Annotated in this window: 13 protein-coding genes and 1 tRNA gene; 12 read left to right on the top strand and 2 right to left on the bottom strand. The window is 68.6% G+C overall.

Annotated elements, in window-relative coordinates; translation table 11 throughout:
- Positions 1 to 49: 49 nt before the first annotated feature.
- The 6 genes from lon (at position 50) to MWN33_RS15380 (ending at position 7,242) form a co-directional block, all read left to right on the top strand.
- Positions 50 to 2,488 carry an endopeptidase La gene (gene lon / locus MWN33_RS15355; protein ID WP_247201921.1) on the top strand — a complete coding sequence of 813 codons (2,439 nt, stop codon included), beginning with the start codon at positions 50 to 52 and terminating at the stop codon, positions 2,486 to 2,488.
- Between the two features lie 314 nt (positions 2,489 to 2,802).
- Positions 2,803 to 3,081, top strand: a complete 279-nt coding sequence (locus tag MWN33_RS15360) for an HU family DNA-binding protein (protein WP_013167015.1) — start codon at positions 2,803 to 2,805, stop codon at positions 3,079 to 3,081.
- A 311-nt stretch (positions 3,082 to 3,392) separates the two neighbouring features.
- Positions 3,393 to 3,468, top strand: a tRNA-Val gene (locus MWN33_RS15365).
- A gap of 198 nt (positions 3,469 to 3,666) precedes the next feature.
- Complete coding sequence (locus MWN33_RS15370) at positions 3,667 to 5,754, top strand: putative bifunctional diguanylate cyclase/phosphodiesterase (protein ID WP_247201922.1); 2,088 nt, start codon at positions 3,667 to 3,669, stop codon at positions 5,752 to 5,754.
- A gap of 70 nt (positions 5,755 to 5,824) precedes the next feature.
- Positions 5,825 to 6,496, top strand: coding sequence for an HAD-IA family hydrolase (locus MWN33_RS15375; RefSeq protein WP_247201923.1), 672 nt, complete (start codon positions 5,825 to 5,827; stop codon positions 6,494 to 6,496).
- A complete protein-coding gene (locus MWN33_RS15380; RefSeq protein WP_247201924.1) occupies positions 6,493 to 7,242 on the top strand; it encodes an ATP12 family chaperone protein in 750 nt (249 codons plus the stop codon). Before MWN33_RS15375 ends, MWN33_RS15380 begins: the two co-directional genes overlap by 4 nt.
- A 6-nt stretch (positions 7,243 to 7,248) precedes the next feature.
- On the opposite strand, the gene MWN33_RS15385 is transcribed toward MWN33_RS15380, so the two are convergent.
- Together MWN33_RS15385 and MWN33_RS15390 are read right to left on the bottom strand one after the other, a co-directional pair.
- Positions 7,249 to 8,436 (bottom strand): acetate/propionate family kinase, encoded by a 1,188-nt coding sequence (locus MWN33_RS15385; RefSeq protein WP_247201925.1) that lies wholly within the window; start codon positions 8,434 to 8,436, stop codon positions 7,249 to 7,251.
- Between the two features lie 3 nt (positions 8,437 to 8,439).
- Positions 8,440 to 9,396, bottom strand: coding sequence for a phosphate acetyltransferase (locus MWN33_RS15390; RefSeq protein ID WP_247201926.1), 957 nt, complete (start codon positions 9,394 to 9,396; stop codon positions 8,440 to 8,442).
- A gap of 515 nt (positions 9,397 to 9,911) precedes the next feature.
- Here MWN33_RS15390 and MWN33_RS15395 point away from each other — a divergent pair.
- The 6 genes from MWN33_RS15395 to MWN33_RS15420 all read left to right on the top strand — a co-directional run bounded on the left by MWN33_RS15395 (position 9,912) and on the right by MWN33_RS15420 (position 18,078).
- Positions 9,912 to 10,868: a metal ABC transporter substrate-binding protein gene (locus tag MWN33_RS15395; protein WP_247201927.1), complete on the top strand. Its 957-nt coding sequence runs from the start codon at positions 9,912 to 9,914 to the stop codon at positions 10,866 to 10,868.
- 140 nt (positions 10,869 to 11,008) lie between these two features.
- The gene (locus tag MWN33_RS15400; RefSeq protein ID WP_247201928.1) at positions 11,009 to 11,947 is read left to right on the top strand and encodes a metal ABC transporter substrate-binding protein; all 939 of its coding nucleotides are present in this window, start codon (positions 11,009 to 11,011) and stop codon (positions 11,945 to 11,947) included.
- Positions 11,934 to 12,842, top strand: coding sequence for a metal ABC transporter permease (locus tag MWN33_RS15405; protein WP_247201929.1), 909 nt, complete (start codon positions 11,934 to 11,936; stop codon positions 12,840 to 12,842). The genes MWN33_RS15400 and MWN33_RS15405 overlap by 14 nt, the downstream gene beginning before the upstream one ends.
- A 19-nt stretch (positions 12,843 to 12,861) precedes the next feature.
- A complete protein-coding gene (locus tag MWN33_RS15410) occupies positions 12,862 to 15,969 on the top strand; it encodes an efflux RND transporter permease subunit (protein ID WP_247201930.1) in 3,108 nt (1,035 codons plus the stop codon).
- A 67-nt stretch (positions 15,970 to 16,036) separates the two neighbouring features.
- Complete coding sequence (parA, locus tag MWN33_RS15415) at positions 16,037 to 16,672, top strand: ParA family partition ATPase (RefSeq protein WP_247201931.1); 636 nt, start codon at positions 16,037 to 16,039, stop codon at positions 16,670 to 16,672.
- Positions 16,669 to 18,078 carry a COG4223 family protein gene (locus MWN33_RS15420; protein ID WP_247201932.1) on the top strand — a complete coding sequence of 470 codons (1,410 nt, stop codon included), beginning with the start codon at positions 16,669 to 16,671 and terminating at the stop codon, positions 18,076 to 18,078. The genes parA and MWN33_RS15420 overlap by 4 nt, the downstream gene beginning before the upstream one ends.
- Positions 18,079 to 18,083: the final 5 nt, after the last annotated feature.

Raw genomic sequence — 18,083 nt, forward strand, 5'->3', positions numbered from 1 at the left:
CGCGTTGCGTCGGGGATCGGGGTCGGCCGTCAACTGAAAGGAAAGAGCCATGACGAGCTCCAAGCCTCGCACCGCGCTCACGCCCGGCGTCTCGCAGACCTTCCCGGTTCTCCCCCTGCGCGACATCGTCGTCTTCCCGCACATGATCGTGCCCCTTTTCGTCGGCCGAGAGAAATCCATCCGCGCGCTGGAAGAGGTGATGCGGAACGACACCTTCATCCTGCTGGCGACGCAGGAGAACGCCTCCGACGACGATCCGGCGACGAGCTCGATCTACAAGATCGGCACGCTCGCCTCGGTGCTGCAGCTGCTCAAGCTGCCGGACGGCACCGTGAAGGTGCTGGTCGAGGGCATTTCGCGCGCCAAGGTCAGCCACTACACCGACCGCGCCGACCTCTATGAGGCCGAGGCGGTGGCGCTGGAGGAGGACACCGGCTCCAAGGTCGAGGCCGAGGCGCTGGGCCGTTCCGTGCTCGCCGAGTTCGACAGCTATGTGAAGCTGAACAAGAAGGTCTCGCCCGAGGTCGTCGGCGTCGTCACCCAGATCGAGGACCACTCGAAGCTGGCGGACACCGTCGCCTCGCATCTCGCGGTCAAGATCCCCGAGAAGCAGGCGGTGCTGGAAATCCTCAAGGTGACCACGCGCCTCGAAAAGGTGCTGTCGCTGATGGAGAGCGAGATCTCGGTCCTTCAGGTCGAGAAGCGCATCCGCACGCGCGTCAAGCGCCAGATGGAGAAGACCCAGCGCGAGTACTATCTGAACGAGCAGATGAAGGCGATCCAGAAGGAGCTGGGCGACGGCGAGGACGGCCGTGACGAGCTGGCCGAGCTGGAAGAGCGCATCAAGACGGTCAAGCTCTCCAAGGAAGCCCGGGAGAAGGCGACGCACGAGCTGAAGAAGCTCCGCCAGATGTCGCCCATGTCCGCCGAGGCGACCGTGGTGCGCAACTATCTCGACTGGCTGCTGTCGATCCCGTGGGGCAACAAGAGCAAGGTCAAGAAGGACCTGCCCTTCGCCCAGAACGTGCTCGACACGGATCACTTCGGCCTCGACAAGGTGAAGGACCGCATCGTCGAGTACCTCGCGGTGCAGAGCCGGCAGAACAAGCTCACCGGCCCAATCCTGTGCCTCGTCGGCCCGCCCGGCGTCGGCAAGACCTCGCTCGCCAAGTCCATCGCCAAGGCGACGGGCCGTGAGTATGTGCGCGTCGCCCTCGGCGGCGTGCGCGACGAGGCCGAGATCCGCGGCCACCGGCGGACCTATATCGGCTCGATGCCCGGCAAGGTCATCCAGTCGATGCGCAAGGCCAAGAAGTCCAACCCGCTCTTCCTGCTCGACGAGATCGACAAGATGGGCGCGGACTTCCGCGGCGACCCGTCCTCAGCCCTGCTGGAGGTCCTCGACCCCGAGCAGAACCACACCTTCAACGATCACTATCTGGAGGTCGACTACGACCTCTCGAACGTGATGTTCGTGACGACGGCGAACACGCTGAACATCCCGCCGGCCCTTCTGGACCGCATGGAGGTGATCCGCATCGCCGGCTACACGGAGGACGAGAAGGTCGAGATCGCCCGTCGCCACCTGATCCCGCAGGCGCTGGCCAAGCATGGCCTGCAGCCCAAGGAATGGTCGATCGACAACGAGGCGCTGCTCACCCTGGTTCGCCGCTACACGCGGGAAGCGGGCGTGCGCAACCTTGAGCGCGAGATCTCCAACCTCGCCCGCAAGGCGGTGAAGGACCTGATGCTGACCAAGAAGAAGACGGTCAAGGTCACGGTCCGCCAGCTTGAGGACTATCTCGGCGCGCCGAAGTTCCGCTACGGCGAGGCCGAGACCGAGGACCAGGTCGGCGTCGTCACCGGGCTTGCCTGGACCGAGGTCGGTGGCGAGATCCTCACCATCGAAGGCGTCATGATGCCCGGCAAGGGCAAGATGACGGTCACGGGCAACCTGCGCGACGTGATGAAGGAATCGATCTCGGCGGCGGCGTCCTATGTCCGCTCGCGGGCGGTGGATTTCGGCATCGAGCCGCCGCTGTTCGACCGGCGCGACATCCATGTCCACGTTCCCGAGGGGGCGACCCCGAAGGACGGCCCGTCGGCGGGCGTCGCCATGGCGACCGTGCTTACCTCGGTGCTGACCGGCATCCCGATCCGCCGCGACGTCGCCATGACCGGCGAGGTCACGCTGCGCGGCCGGGTGCTGCCGATCGGCGGCCTCAAGGAGAAGCTCCTCGCCGCCCTGCGGGCCGGCATCAAGAAGGTGCTGATCCCCGAGGAGAACGCGAAGGATCTCGCCGAGATCCCGGACAACGTGAAGAACGCGCTGGAGATCGTGCCGGTGTCGCGGATGGACGAGGTGCTCCAGCACGCGCTCACCCGCCAGCCCGAGGCGATCGTCTGGGAAGAGAAGGTGCTGGCCCCGGCCGCCGAGGTCGAGCCGGTGATCGCCCGCGACGAGACGAGCGGCGTCGCCGCGCACTGATCGCGACGGCCCCTGCGGGCCATGCGCAGACACATGACGGCGGCGCCCTCGCGGGCGCCGCCGTTCGTGTTCCTGCGGGCCGTCGTCGCCGGCGCCGGGCGGCAGTGGAATCGGTCGTATCCGCCTAAATTGCAGGCCTTCCAACGTGCCGCAGATTACGGTTTTATGATACCTGTAAGGCCACGAAAATCGTGCATTCGTGCGGGTTTCTCGGCACAGGAGCTTGCAATCGCCGCGATTTGGGGAAAGTGTGCCCGCCCGTCGTCGGTGCATGCGACCGACGATTCTTGTGCAATCAAGGAAGGACCGGTCAAATGACCACGAAGAACGAACTCGTCGCCGCCGTGGCCGAACAGGCCAAGCTGACGAAGGCCGCTGCCGCGGCTGCGGTCGACGCGACCTTCGACGCCATTGCCGCCTCTCTGAAGGCGGGCGAAGAAGTCAAGCTCATCGGCTTCGGCAGCTTCTCGGTCGTGACCCGCGCCGCGCGCGAAGGCCGCAACCCGCGCACCGGCAAGCCGGTCAAGATCGAGGCCTCGAAGGCCCCGAAGTTCACGCCCGGCAAGGGCCTGAAGGAAACCGTCAACGGTTGATCCGATACGCCGCGACGCCCACCCCTCCCGCGCGTATCGCCGGGATGCGCGGGGCGTCGAGGGCAGATGTCCGCCGGCCCCGTGCCGGCGGACCGGCCCCTTGGGGCCTCTGCGGTACAAAGCTCCGCACCACGCCGCCGTATACGATGGCGGGCCGCCCGGCGCATCGCGCTGACCGCTCGCCGGCCCGGTAGACGCCTTCCTGACGCCTCCGGCCTCTTGCGGCCTCGTCCTGCGGATGCTTAATGACGGCCCGCCGGTGTCCGGCCGCGCAGCCAGATGGCGGTCCTGCGAACCGGCACATGTCGGTCGGGCGGTTAGCTCAGTTGGTAGAGCATCTCGTTTACACCGAGAGGGTCGGCGGTTCGAGCCCGTCACCGCCCACCACCTTTCCGCGTCGATTGCCCGCGCTGCCTTGGGCCGGCCAGCGCGCTGCTACCCCCGCGTGCTTTGAATGTCCCGGGGACTGTCGGATAATCTGACGGCGCGCCTGCGTTCATCTGGTCCGCGCCGCGCCGCGTAGAAGGACGACACGTCGCTCCGGCCGAACTCCGACACGACGTTCCATGCGGTGTTGGCTCGCGGATGCGTATTCTTTCATGCCTTTCAGGCGAACATGACCTCTCCCTCGTCGCCCTCGCCGTGATCACCTGCGTCAGCGGAAGCTGGATCGCGCTCGAAATCTTCCGACGGGCGTGCCAGCGCAGCGGGCGCCAGCGCCTGGGCTGGATCTTCATCGCGGCGGTCGCGGCGGGCTGCGTGGTCTGGTGCACGCACTTCGTCGCCATGCTCGCCTATCGCGACGAGGTACCGGCGACCTACGATCCGCTTCTCACGGTCATCTCGCTGTTGCTGGTGATCGGCGGCATCGCCCTCGCTTTCCATCTGGCGCCGGAGCATGACCTGCGGCGGCATCTGCCGGCATGGCTCATCGCCGGGCTGGTGCTCGGCGGCAGCGTCTCGGCGATGCACTATGTGGGCATGATGGCCTATCAGGTGCGGGGCCTGCTGATCTGGGACCCGCCCTATGTGGTCGCCTCGGTCGTCCTCGCCGTGCTCTTCGCGCTGCTTGCGCTGGGCGCGGTGGCCGGCGGCCGGCGGCGGCTCGCCTTCGCCGGCTTCGTCCTGTGCATCGTGTCCCTGCATTTCACCGGCATGGCGGCGCTCGCGCTCGTGCCGTTCGGCGACGTGCGGGCGGGCAGCTCCGGCGCGGGGGAGCTCGCGGTGGCGCTGGCCTGCGGCGCCATGCTGGTCGCGACGACCGGCGCGGTTAGCCGCATGATCGATTCCGACGCCAATGAGCAGGCGGTCGATGCGCTGCGCCACATGGCGCTTGTCGATTCACTTACGAATCTGCCCAACCGCAACAGCTTCACCAGCTTTCTCGAACTGGAGCTTGCGCGCGAGCGCGCCATGGGCCGGAGCTTCGCCGTGGTCGTCATCGACTTCGACAAGTTCAAGGCCGTCAACGACGTGCATGGCCATGAAGGCGGCGACACGCTGCTGCGCGAGGTGGCGGCCCGCATGCGGGCGGTGCTGCGCAGCGGCGAGTTTCTCGCCCGCATGGGAGGCGACGAATTCGCCGCCATCTGTCCGCTCCCGGATGGGCGGCGGGGAGAGGATTTCATCCGGCGTCTTGAGATGGCGCTCGACGCGCCGGTACGCATCAAGGAATTCGACGTGATGCCGGAGGCCAGCTTCGGCGTTTCCATCTTCCCGCAGGACGGCGACAGCGGCCCGCAGATACTGGGCAATGCGGACCTCGCCATGTATCGCGCGAAGCAGGATCCTGCGCGTGGGGTCAGCTATTACGAGCCGGGCATGGACGAGGCCGCGCGGGCGCGGCGTGAGCTCGTGCTCGAACTTCGCCGGGCGCTGGAGCGCCACGAGTTCGATCTCCACTATCAGGTCCAGACCAGCCTGGGCGCCACCGGCCCGCGGGCGGCCGGATGTCGGCTGGACTACGAGTTCGGCCCGACGGAGATTCTCGGCTACGAGGCGCTGCTGCGCTGGCGCCATCCCGTGCGCGGGCAGGTGGCGCCGGTGGAGTTCATCCCGCTTGCCGAGGAGAGCGGCCTCATCATCCCCATCGGCGAATGGGTGCTGCGCAAGGCGTGCCGGGACGCGGCGGCGTGGCGCCAGCCTCATTGCGTCGCGGTGAACATCTCCGCGCTCCAGATCACCCACGGAGACCTGCCGCGCCTCGTCGCGCAGGTGCTCGAGGAGACCGGGCTCGCGCCGCAGCGGCTCGAACTGGAGGTGACGGAAACCCTCATCATCGAGGACCGTGAGAAGTGCCTCGCCGCGCTCACCGCGATCCGCGCGCTCGGCGTGACGGTGGCGCTGGACGACTTCGGCACCGGCTATTCCTCGCTCGACACGCTGCGGGCCTTTCCGTTCAACCGCATCAAGCTTGACCGTTCCTTCATGCGCGACATCGCGGCAAGCCCGGAGGCGCTGGCGATCCTGCGCGCCGTTCTGGCGCTGGGCCGCAGCCTCGACATGCGGGTGCTGGCGGAAGGCGTCGAGACGATCGAGCAGCTTTGCCTGTTGCAGGCGGAGGACTGCCGCGAGGCGCAGGGCTACCTGTTCGGCCGTCCCGCGCCGCTGCAGGCGAAAGCGGATGACACGCCCGCCGAGCCGGCGGGCTTGACTTTGCCGCCGCTGTCCTGATGGTCGCCGGCTTTCGTGCGGTGCCGCTCCGAAGCGAGGCGCCGAATCTGAGGCGTGCAGCGGTCTACCGATGAAACTCGTTCTTTTCGACTGCGACGGCACGCTGGTGGACAGCCAGAATGTCATCGTCGCCGCCATGAGCCGGGCCTTCGACCGGGCCGGGCTGGTCCTGCCGCCGCGCGAGGCGGTGCTCGGCATCGTCGGCCTGTCGCTGGTGGAGGCGATGCGCCAGCTCGGTGACGACGACCCGGACTTCCCCGCCGAGCAACTGGCCGAGCTCTACCGTGGCGCCTTCCGCGAGCTGCGCACTGAGCCCGGCTTTGTCGAGCCGCTGTTTCCCGGCATGCGCGGCGTGCTCGACCGGCTGATCGCCCGCGACGACGTGCTGCTCGGCATGGCGACCGGAAAATCGCAGCGCGGCGTCGCCGCCGTGCTCGGCCATCACGGGCTGGAAGGGCGCTTCGTCACCATCCAGACGGCCGATGACGCGCCCTCCAAGCCGCATCCGGCCATGGTGTTGCAGGCGATGGCGGCGACCGGCGTGGAGGCGGCCGATACGGTGCTGATCGGCGACACCAGCTTCGACATGGTGATGGCGCGCGCGGCCGGCGCCCGCGCCATCGGCGTCACCTGGGGCTATCACGCGCGCGAGATGCTGGCCCAGTCGGGCGCCGAGTGGCTGGTGTCGGACGCCGACGGGCTGATGCGGGCGATCGACGAGATGTGGGAGGAGGTGCCGTGAGCGACAGTGATCAGAGGGCATCCGCTTCCCTCGGCGGCGAGCGCAAGCTGCCCAAGCGCTTCTACACCGAGGCCGCCGCGCGCGCGGCCGATGACGGCCTGTTCCGCGTCGAACTCGACGGCCGCCCGGTGCGCACGCCCGGCCGCAATCTCGTCGCCGTGCCCGGCCTCGCGCTGGCGCAGGAGATGGCGGGCGAATGGGCGGCGCAGGGCGAGATCATCGACCCGCTTTCCATGCCGCTGACGCGGCTGGTCAATTCGGCGCTCGACGGCGTCGGTGCCGCCATGGAGGAGGTCGGCGGCGAGGTGGTGCGCTATGCCGGCAGCGACCTGCTGTGCTACCGCGCCGACGCGCCCGACCAACTCGTCGCCTTGCAGGCCGAGCTTTGGGACCCGCTGCTGGACTGGATGCGCGAGAGCTTCAGCGCCACCTTCATGCTGAGCGAGGGCGTGATGCATGTCGCGCAGCCGCCCCGCACGCTGGAGATCGTCGCCGGCCTGCTGCCGGACGACCCGCTGCGCCTTGCCGCGCTCAACCTGATGACCACCCTGTCCGGCTCCGCGCTGATCGCGCTCGCCGTCGCGCGCGGTCGCCTCACGGCGGAAGAGGCCTGGCGGGCCGCCCATGCGGACGAGGAGGTGCAGGAGCGGCTGTGGGGGACCGATGCCGAGGCACTGGCGCGCCGCGCGGCGCGCTTTCGTGACTTCTCCGCCGCCGCCCGGCTGTTCGCGCTGCTCGACGGCTGAGGGCGCTTACGCCTGCGGGCGAAGCAGGCGCAGCGTCGCCAGCGCGATCATCCGCTCCTCGTCGGTCGGGATGACCAGCACGCTGGGCAGCGAGCCGTCGGCGTCGATGAAGGTCTCGTCCGCCGCGTTCGCCGCCACGTCGAGCGCCACGCCCAGCAGGGCGAGGCGCGCGCAGACCCGCGCGCGGATCTCCGGCGCACGCTCGCCGATGCCGGCGGTGAACACCAGCGCGTCGAGCCCGCCGAGCGAGACGGCGAGTTGCGCCACCGCCTGCGCCACGTGCAGCGTGAAGTAGTCGACCGCCAGTGCCGCCTCCGGCGCGTCGCTGGCCAGCAGCTCGCGCATGTCGTTGCTGATGCCCGAGAGCCCGCGCAGGCCACTGTCGTGATAGAGCATGTGGCCGACCTCGGCCGGGCTCATGCCTTTCTGTTCGATCAGGTGCAGCACCACGCCGGGGTCGAGCGCGCCGCAGCGCGTGCCCATGGGCAGGCCGTCCAGCGCGGTGAAGCTCATGGTGGACTCCTGGCTCCGTCCGTCCAGCAGCCCGCAGGCCGAGGCGCCCGAGCCCAGATGGCAGATGACGACGCGCCCGCGCGCCAGTTCCGGCGCCAGCTCGCGCAGCGCGCCCGAGACATATTCATAGGACAGGCCGTGGAAGCCGTAGCGCCGCACGCCGTCCTCGTAGAGTTCGTTCGGCAGGGCGAAGCGGTCGGCGACTTCGGGATGGCCACGGTGGAAGGCGGTGTCGAAGCAGGCGACCTGCGGCAGGTCCGGCCGGCGCTCGCGGATGACCCGGATCGGGTCGAGATTGGTTAGCTGGTGCAGGGGGGCGAGCGGGATGAAGCTCTCCAGCGTGCGCAGCACCTCGTCCGTCACCAGTTCGGGGTGCGAATAATGCGGCCCGCCATGCACGACGCGGTGGCCGATGCCGATGAGGTCATGTTCGGCGAGGTGGGGCGTCACCCAGTCGCCGATGGCGTGCTGGGCCTGCGACGCCTTGCCGATCTCGTCCACCGTGAAGCTGCGGTCGACCAGCACGTCGCCCGCTTCGTCCGACGCCTTGAGGCGCGGGCAGGAGCCTATGCCGTCCAGCGCGCCGCCGAGGATCAGCGCCACGTCCCGCCCGGCGACGCGGTAGAGCTTGAACTTGATGCTCGACGAGCCGGCGTTGACGACGAATATCGCCTCGCTCATCGCTCAGCCTCCCAGTCCCGGCTGGCGCTGGCGCGCGTCGGCGTAGAGCACCGCCACGGCGCAGGAGGCGAGGCGGGTGCGCAGCGTGTCGGCGCGACTGGTGAGGATCACCGGCACGCGGGCGCCCAGCACGATGCCGGCGGCGTCCGCCCCCGCCATGAAGGTCAGGTTCTTCGCCAGCATGTTGCCGGCTTCGAGGTCCGGCGCGACGAGGATCTGCGCCCGCCCGGCGACGGGGGAGACGATGCCCTTGATGCGCGCGGCCTCCGGCGAGATGGCGTTGTCGAGCGCAAGCGGCCCGTCGAGGTCGCCGCCGGTGATCTGGCCGCGCTCCGCCATCTTGCACAGCGCCGCCGCCTCGATGGTGCTGGGGATGGAGGTGGTGACGGTCTCCACAGCCGAGAGGATGGCGACGCGCGGCCGGCCGAGGCCGAGCCCTATATGCAGGTCGATGGCGTTCTGGACGATGTCGCGCTTGGCGTCGAGGTCAGGAAAGATGTTGACCGCCGCGTCGGTCACGAAGAGCGGCTCGGGGTAAGACGGCACGTCCATGATGAAGACATGGCTGACGCGCCGGCCAGTACGCAGCCCTGTCTCGCGCGCGGTGACGGCGCCGAGCAGTTCGTCGCTGTGCAGGCTTCCCTTCATCAGGAAGAAAGCGCGGCCGGCACGCACCAGTTCCACCGCACGGGCGGCGGAGGCGGCGCTGTGCGGCGCGTCGACGATCTCGATTCCCGTCAGGTCCAGCCCCTCGGCCTCGGCGACCGCGCGGATGCGCGCCTGCGGCCCGACGAGGATCGGAATGATGAGACCGGCCTTCGCCGCGTCCAGCGCGCCGCGCAGCGAGGAGGCATCGCAGGGATGGGCGACGGCGGTCGGCAGGGCTCCGACCCCGGCGGCACGGGCGATCAGGCGCTCATACTTGCCGTGATCGCTTTCGGCCCGGGCCATATTGCTCATTCCATGCCGCTCCTCGTTCATATGCCCGCCGGCGCCCGCCCGGAACGGCTCTCCCCGGGCGGGAGTATTGCGCAGCGGCGGCGACGGCGAAACGACACAGAGGGCGAAGGAGGGGTACGCGTCATTGATCCCGCGCAATCGCGGAGCAGATCGATCCGGCTGCCGGCCCGCGCGCGCGAGACCGATGCAGGTGTCGCCGCAGCCCGTGTATGCGCGTCTTGACGGGCTCAACTCCCGGTAGACACTCGAAGATATTCGGAATTTGCTGCAGGCCATCCAGAGTTTGTGATCGAAAAGCGGCGGTGCCTGTCAAAGATGCATGTTTTCCTTGATATGCCGCAGCGTTCTTTCGATTAAATGTTTGGTCCGCCCGCCAATCGAATTAAGGTGTCGGCACGCGGTGAAATCCGGCTGCTATTCGCGGTAGCTGGGTAGTTTGGTCATCGTCGCCGAAGCGGGTTTGGCGACGCTGGACGTGCCTTTGCTGTGGATGAGGAATTCAAGGGGGGCCTGGAATGAAGACGATCGCTAAAGCTCTGGCGGGCGCGGCGCTGCTGCTTTCCGTCGCCGGCACGGCCGCCAAGGCGGCGCCGCTCGACGTGTTCGCCTGCGTGCCCGAATGGGCGTCGCTGGTGAAGGCGATCGGCGGCGAACGAATCGCCAATGTCACGCTGGCGACGTCGGCGCTCGACAATCCCGAGGGCATGAAGCCGACGCCCGGCCTCATCGCCTCGCTCGGCAAGGCAAATCTCATCGTGTGCACCGGCGCCGGTCTTGAGGATGGCTGGCTGCCCTCGCTGCTGGAGCGGGCCAACAACCCCGCCATCGCCAAGGGCAAGCCCGGCTCCTTCATGGCCAGCGAATTCGTCAAGCTGATCGAGGACGAATCGGACGAGGTCGACCACGGCCACGGCCAGAAGTCCGCCGGCGGCGGCCACATGCACGGCGAGGGCAACCCGCATATCCAGGGCGACCCGAACAATGTGCGCGTCATCGCCGGCCAGCTCGCCAAGCGGCTGATCGCGCTCGATCCGGAAGGCAAGGACGTCTACACGGCGAACGCCAAGACCTTCATCAACCAGCTCACCGCGCTGACCAAGGAACTGCAGACGAAGGCGGCGCCGCTGAAGGGCGCCAGCATCGCCGTGCAGCACGGCAATTCGATCTATCTGCTGAAGTGGCTCGGTGTGCGCACCGCCGCCACGGTCGAGCCCGAGCCGGGCGTGGCGCCGGGCCCCGCGCATCTCGCCGAGATCATCGGCGACGTGCCCAAGCAGAAGATTCGCTTCATCGTCTACGCCACCTACGAGGATCCCGCGCCGTCGCGCTTCGTGGCCGAGAAGGCGAAGATCCCGCTGGTGAAGCTGCCCTTCACCGTGGGCGGCACGCCCGAGGCGAACGACCTGTTCGGCCTCTACAAGGATTCGGTCGACCGCCTGCTCGACGGGCTGGCCGGCCGCGAACGCTCGTAATCCCGTCTTGGCCGGGTCGGCGCTGCCTGCGGGGGCAGATGCCGGCCGGGCGAGGCTCCGTCTTTGCGACATCCGGGAGTGCCGACGCCGTGCGTGAGTGCCGTTTATTGCCGTAGCATGATCAATTCCGGGGGGATGAGATGAAGATCATAGCTTACGCGCTCGCGGGCGCGGCATTGTTCGGGGCGGTGTCGACGGCCAGCGCCGCGCCGCTCAAGGTATTCGCCTGCGTGCCCGAATGGGCCTCGCTGGTGAAGACGATCGGCGGCGAGCGCATCGCCAGCGTGACCCTCGCCACCACCGCCTTCGAGAACCCGGACAATCTCAAGCCGACGCCGGGCATGATCGCCGCGCTCGGCGAGGCCGACCTCCTGCTGTGCACCGGCATCGGGCTGGAGGACGAGTGGCTGCCCGCGCTCATGGAGCGCGCCAAGAACCCGAACGTCGCCAAGGGCAAGCCCGGCTACTTCATGGCCGGCGAATACGCCAAGGTGATCGAGGAGCACAATGAGGGCGAGCACAGCAAGGTGGACGCCCGCGGCGCGGAGGAGGAGGAGGTCCACCCCCACGTCCAGGGCGACCCGAACAATGTGCGCGTCATCGCCGGCCAGCTCGCCAAGCGCCTGATCGCCCTCGATCCCGAAGGCAAGGACGTCTACACCGACCGCACCAAGACCTTCCTGAGCCAGCTCACTGCGCTGACCAAGGAGCTCAAGGCCAAGGCGGCGCCGCTCAAGGGCATCAACATCGTCGTGCAGCACGACCACTCGACCTATCTGTTCAACTGGCTGGGCGTGCGTACCGCCGCCATCGTCGAGCCGGAGCCGAACGTGGCGCCGGGGCCGGCGCATCTGGCCAAGATCATCGCCGACGTGCCGAAGAACCGCATGCGGTTCGTCATCTATGCCGCCTATGAGGATCCCGCGCCGTCACGTTTCGTGAGTGAGAAGGCGAAGATCCCGCTGATCAAGCTTCCCTTCACCGTAGGCGGTACGCCCGAGGCGACCGACCTGCTTGAGTTCTACAAGGATTCAGTCCAGCGCCTGCTGGACGGACTGGCTGGCCGTGAGCGCACTTAACCTCGATATCCTCGGCCCCGCTTTGGTGGCGGGTCTGCTCATCCTCGCCACGCACGTGCCGCTTGGCACGATCGTCCTCAATCGCGGCATCATCTTCATCGACATCGCGCTCGCGCAGGTCGCCGCGCTCGGGGTCGTGTTCGGCAATCTCGTGCTGGGCGCGACCACCGGCTGGGCCGTGCAGTTCAGCGCGGTGGGCGCGGCGGTCGGCTGCTCGCTGCTGCTGACCTGGACCGACAAGCGCTTCCCGGCGATCCAGGAGGCGATCATCGGCGTGCTCTACATCGTCGCGGCGGCGCTGCAGATCGTGCTGCTCTCCTACAGCCCGAACGGCTCGGAATATCTCAAGCAACTGCTCGTCGGGCAGATCCTGTGGGTCTCGCAGACGCAGCTTATCGTGCTGGGCATTCTCTCGGCGGTGGCGCTCGGCCTGTGGGCGACGCGCGACCTCGTCCGCGAGCGCATCCTGTTCTACGGCATCTTCGCGGTGATCATCACCGCCTCGGTGCAGATCGTCGGCGTGCTGCTCGTCTTCGCCTCGCTGATCGTGCCGGCGCTGGCCACGCTCCACGCGCCGCGCCGCTGGCGGCTGATGATCGCCTTCAACATCGGCACGGCGGGCTACCTCATCGGCCTCGTGCTGTCGGCGGTGCTCGACATCTCCACCGGCGCGGCCATCGTCTGCGCGCTGGTGAGCGTGGCGCTGATCTCGGCCATCGTCATCTCGCAGGTCTCCGACGCGCCGCTGGCGATTCCCGGGCATGGCGAGGGGCATGGTCATCATGGACATCATGGGCATGCCCATGACGGCCAAGACCGCGCCGTCGAAAAGGCCGTGAACCACCCCCCTGCGGGCCATCCGACCGGTGCGCCGGTGGGCGGCGGGGCGGGCTGAGGGGAGCGGGACGGGGCCGATGTTCGCGTTTCTGGTCAATATCAGCCTCAGGGCGCGGCTGCTGGTGATCGTGCTGTTCGCCGGCGGCATGGTCTATGGCGGCGTCTCGCTCACCAACCTGCCGATCGACGTGCTGCCCGACCTCAACAAGGGGCTCGTCACCATCGTCACCGAAGCGCCGGGTCTGGCGCCGGAGGAGATCGAGGTCCAGGTCTCGGCCCGCATCGAGGCGGCGATGGCCGGCGCGAGCGGCGTGACGCGCGTGCGCTCCTCCTCGACCACCGGCCTTTCCATCGTCTTCGTCGAGTTCGGCTGGGACGGCGACGTCTATGTCGACCGGCAGATCGTCGCCGAGCGGCTGGCGCCGCTGCAGCAGGAACTGCCGGCCGGCGTGCGCCCGCTCATGGCGCCGATCTCATCCTACATGGGCGAGATCATGCTGGTCGCGATTTCCAGCACGACCCTCTCGCCCATGGACCTGCGCGAACTCGCCGACTGGACCGTCGGTCAGCGGCTGAGGTCCGTGGCCGGCGTCAGCCGCGTGGTGGCGATCGGCGGTCTGGTGAAGGAGTACCGCGTCACGCTGGACATGCTCCGCATGAGCCAGCTCGGCGTCTCGCTCGACCAGCTCAGGCTCGCGCTGCAGGCCTTCGGCTCCAACACCGGCGGCGGCGTGGTGAACCAGGGCGATCAGGAGTTCCTGATCCGCAACGTCTCGCGTACGCAGAGCCTGGAAGACCTGCGCAACATCGTCGTCGACCATCGCCTCGGCCAGCCGGTGCTGCTGCGCCAGTTCGCCGAAGTCTCCTTCCAGCCCAAGCAGCGCCGTGGATCGGCCGGCATGATGGGCCAGGAAGCCGTCGTCATCTCGGTGCAGAAGCAGCCGCAGGCCGATACGGTGAAGCTCACCCACGAGCTCGAACAGGTGCTCGCCGAGCTGCAGCGTTCCATGCCGGAAGGCACGGTCGTGAACGAATATCTGTTCCGCCAGTCCGACTTCATCCATGCGGCGGTGGGCAATCTGGAGCAGGTGCTGACCGAGGCCATCGTCGCGGTGGCGGTCATCCTGTTCCTGTTCCTGTTCAACCTGCGCACCACCGTCATCTCGCTGGTGGCGATCCCGGTCTCCGTGCTCACCACCTTCATCGTGCTGCGCTGGATGGGCATGACGATCAACACGATGACGCTGGGCGGCCTCGCCATCGCCATCGGCGAGCTGGTCGACGACGCGGTGGTCGACGTCGAGAACATCTTCCGCCGCCTGCGCGAGAACGCCCACAAGGCGGTGCCGCTGCCCGCGCTCGACGTCATCGCCGCCGCCTCGCAGGAGGTGCGCTCCTCCATCGTCTATTCGACCGCCATCATCGTGCTGGTCTTCGTGCCCCTCTTCGCGCTGCCGGGCATCGAGGGGCGCCTCTTCCCGCCGCTGGGCATCGCCTACATCGTCTCGATCCTGGCGAGCCTGGTGGTGTCAATCACGCTGACGCCGGTGCTGTGCTCCTTCCTGCTGCCCAACACCAAGGGCATCGAGCACCCCGATAACGTCGTCGTGCGGGCGCTCAAGCGCGGCAATACGCGGCTGCTGCGCTGGGTGCTCGGCCATCCCGGGCCGGTGATCTCCTGCATCCTGGGCGCCGTGCTGCTGGCGGCCTGCGTGGTGCCGTGGCTGCCGCGCTCCTTCCTCCCGCACTTCAACGAGGGCGCGCTGGTCATCACGCTGACGCTGGAGCCGGGCATCTCGCTCGACGAATCGAGCCGCATCGCGGCGACGGCGGAGAAGCTGCTGCTCGGCATTCCCGAGGCGGTGCGGGTGGGGCGCCGCACGGGGCGCTCGGAGGCGGACGAGCACGCACTCGGCGTCAACGTCACCGAGCTGGAGCTGGAGCTGGACCGCGGCAAGCGCAAGCTGCCGGCCATCATGGCGGATGTGCGCGCGCGCCTTGCCGGCCTGCCGGGGTCCTTCGGCATCAGCCAGCCCATCGCCATGCGCATCGACCACATGCTCACCGGCGTGTCGGCGCAGGTGGTGCTGAAGATCTTCGGCCCCGAGCTGTCGACGCTGCGCACCGTGGGACGGGACGTCGAGGCGTGGCTCAAGACGATCCCCGGCCTCACCGACGTGAATATCGAGCGGCAGGTGCCGGTGCCGCAGATCCAGGTGCATTTCGATCCGGACCGCGCGCTGCTCTACGGCGTGCAGCCCGGCGAGCTGACGCAGCGCATCGCCCAGCTCACCAATGGCGAGGAAATCACCGAGATCATCGACGGCATCAAGCATTTCGACCTGGTGGTCCGGCTTGGCGATAGCGACCGCACCATGGCGCAGCTCGGCTCGGTGCTGATCGACACGCCCGCCGGGCAGGTGCCGCTCTCCATGCTGGCCCGCGTCACCGAGACCTCGGGCCCCAACGAGATCCTGCGCGAGAACAACCAGCGCCGCATTCTCGTCACCGCCAACGGACGGGGCAGCGACAACACGGTCGCCATCGACGGCATCAACGAGATGCTGCGCGAGATTCGCGTACCGCCGGGCTATTTCATCGTCTATGAGGGCGTGTTCGCCGAGCAGACGCGCTCGACGCTGCGCCTCGCCGGCCTGTCCACCATCTCCTTCCTGCTGGTGTTCTCGATCCTCTATGCGCGCTTCCGCTCGGCTCTGCTGGCCGGCATCGTCATGGGCAACGTGCCGCTGGCGCTCATTGGCAGCGTGCTGGCGCTGAAGATCAGCGGCGTCGACGTGTCGATCGCCTCCATCGTTGGCTTCGTCGCGCTCGCCGGCATCGCCACCCGCAACGGCATCCTGAAGATCAACCACTACATCCACCTGATGGAGCACGAGGGCGAGGTGTTCGGCGAGAAGCTGATCATCCGCGGCGCCAATGAACGCCTCGTACCCGTGCTGATGACCGCCTCTTCGGCCATCGTGGCGCTGATCCCGCTGCTGATGGGAGCCGACCAGCCGGGCAAGGAGATGCTGCACCCGGTCGCGGTGGTGATCTTCGGCGGCCTGCTCTCGTCGACCATCCTCGATACGGTGCTGACGCCGCTGCTGTTCCGCAAATTCGCGCCGAAAGCGCTCGACAAGCTCGCCGAGACTTCCGACGCTCAGCTCAAGGGTGCCTATTGATGGGGGCGTATGTGGCGGTCGAGGCCGGTGCGCCCGGCCGGGGCGGGCATGGCACTGGGGGCAGGGCATGATCATCGGGCTGCTGAACCAGAAGGGCGGCGTCGGCAAGACTACGCTCGCGACCCATATCGCCGGCGAGCTGGCGGCGAACGGCGCGCGCGTGGCGGTGGTGGATGCCGATCCGCAGGGCTCGGCGCTCGACTGGGCGCAGACCCGCTCGCAGACCGGGCTGGAGCGCCTTTTCGGTGTGGTCGGGCTTGCCCGCGAGGTGCTGCATCAGGAAGTGCCCGATATCGCCCGCGCAAATGACCACGTCATCATCGACGGCCCGCCGCGCGTCACCGCGCTGGCGCGCTCGACCATCCTCGCCTCCGACCTCGTGTTGATCCCGGTGCAGCCTTCCTCCTACGATCTGTGGGCGAGCATGGAGATCGTGCAGCTCATCAACGAGGCCAGGCTGTTCAAGCCGGCGCTGAAGGCGGCCTTCGTGGTCAATCGCTGCATCACCGGCACGGTGATCGGGCGCGATGTGCGCAACGCCTTCGACGACGGGATCCCCGCGCTCGAATCCGTCATTGGCCAGCGTATTGCTTTCGTCGAAAGCGTGGCCACCGGACGGCTGGTGCGCGAACTGGACAAGCGCGGCGCCGCCGCGAAGGAAATCGCGGCTCTGACCGCCGAGATCATGGAGCAGGGTACATGACGGCCAAGCGCGTCACCATCGGGGCGAAGCCGACGCTGGTTCCCCGCGACACCACCGAGACCGTCGAGGAGCCGGCCGGCGAGGGCGTCCCCGCCACCGCGACGACCGCTTCGATCGAGGACTGGCTGCGGCAGGGCGAGGCGCGGGTCGCTGCGGCCGACGATGCGCAGGACGATCCCGTCGCGGATGCGGCGAGGGAAGTCTCGGCCTACGAGATTGCCGCTTCCCGGCCCGTCGCCGACGAGGCGCCCGCGCCGACGCCTCCGGTTGTCGAGCCCGCCACGGCCGCGCCCATGGCGGATACGGCTGCGGATGCGGCCGCGCACACGCCCACGACCGCCGCCGCGTCATCCGGCGCGACCCCGCCCGCCTGGGCCGGGATCGTCGGCGGTGCAGTGGCCGGCGCGGCGGCGGCCGCGCTCGTCGCCTGGGCGCTGCCGCAGTTCATGCCGGTCGGTGACGCGCGCATCGTGCCGCTGGCCGAGCGCGTCGCCCGTCTCGAAACCGGGCTGCGCGACGGCACCGCCCAGTTCGGCAAGCTCAACAGCGAACTGGCCGAACTGATCGACGCGCAGGAGACCGCGGCGACCCGCATCGCGGAACAGACGACCGCGCTTGACGCGCTCGGCAAGTCGGTGGCGGGCGAGGCCCAGCGCACGGACGCGGGCGATGCCATCGCCTCGCCGGTCTTCGCGGTGGCGCTGGCGCAGCTCCGCTCGACCTTCTATTCCGGCCGTCCCTTCGAGGCGGAGCTGGTGAACGTCTATGCCATCGCCGGCACTAACGACCTGTTCACCGGCTATCTCACCGAACTGATGGGCCCGGCGCGCACCGGCGTGCCGAACGCGGCCGAACTCTACCGCGTGTTCCCGTCCTATGTGGCAGCGGCGGGGCTGCGCATCGGCGAACCGGGCGGCTATTACCAGTACGGCATGTCGCTGATGAGCCGCTATGTCGGTCTCGCCACCGAGCCGCACAAGGTCGAGATGGCCAATCTCGGCGTCACCCGCGCCAGCGCCTTGCTGGCGGCCGGCGACGTCGCAGGTGCCGTGAGCGCGCTGCGCGACCTCGATGCGCCTTCCGCCGTGGCGATGGGCCCGTGGCTGGAAGCGGCGCGCAGCTATCTGCGCAACGAGACGGCGATCACCGAGATGACGCGCATCACCGTCGACCGGCTGCGCGAGCGCGTGGCGAAGGAGCTGCCGACGGCGCAAGTGCCCGAACTCGCGCCGGCGATGCCGGGCGACGAACCCGCGACGCTGCCTCCGGCGATACCCGCGCCCGAGGCGTCGTTCACCTCGCCGGAGGCGCCGCCGCCTTCCGCGCTGCCGGCCGATCCGCTCGCCGAGCCGGCCGCGATCGACCCGCCGCCCGCGCCGGTACCGGCCGCTCCGGCCGCGCCGTGAGGGGG

It is taken from the genome of Ancylobacter koreensis (assembly GCF_023016525.1).
GTDB lineage: Bacteria > Pseudomonadota > Alphaproteobacteria > Rhizobiales > Xanthobacteraceae > Ancylobacter > Ancylobacter koreensis.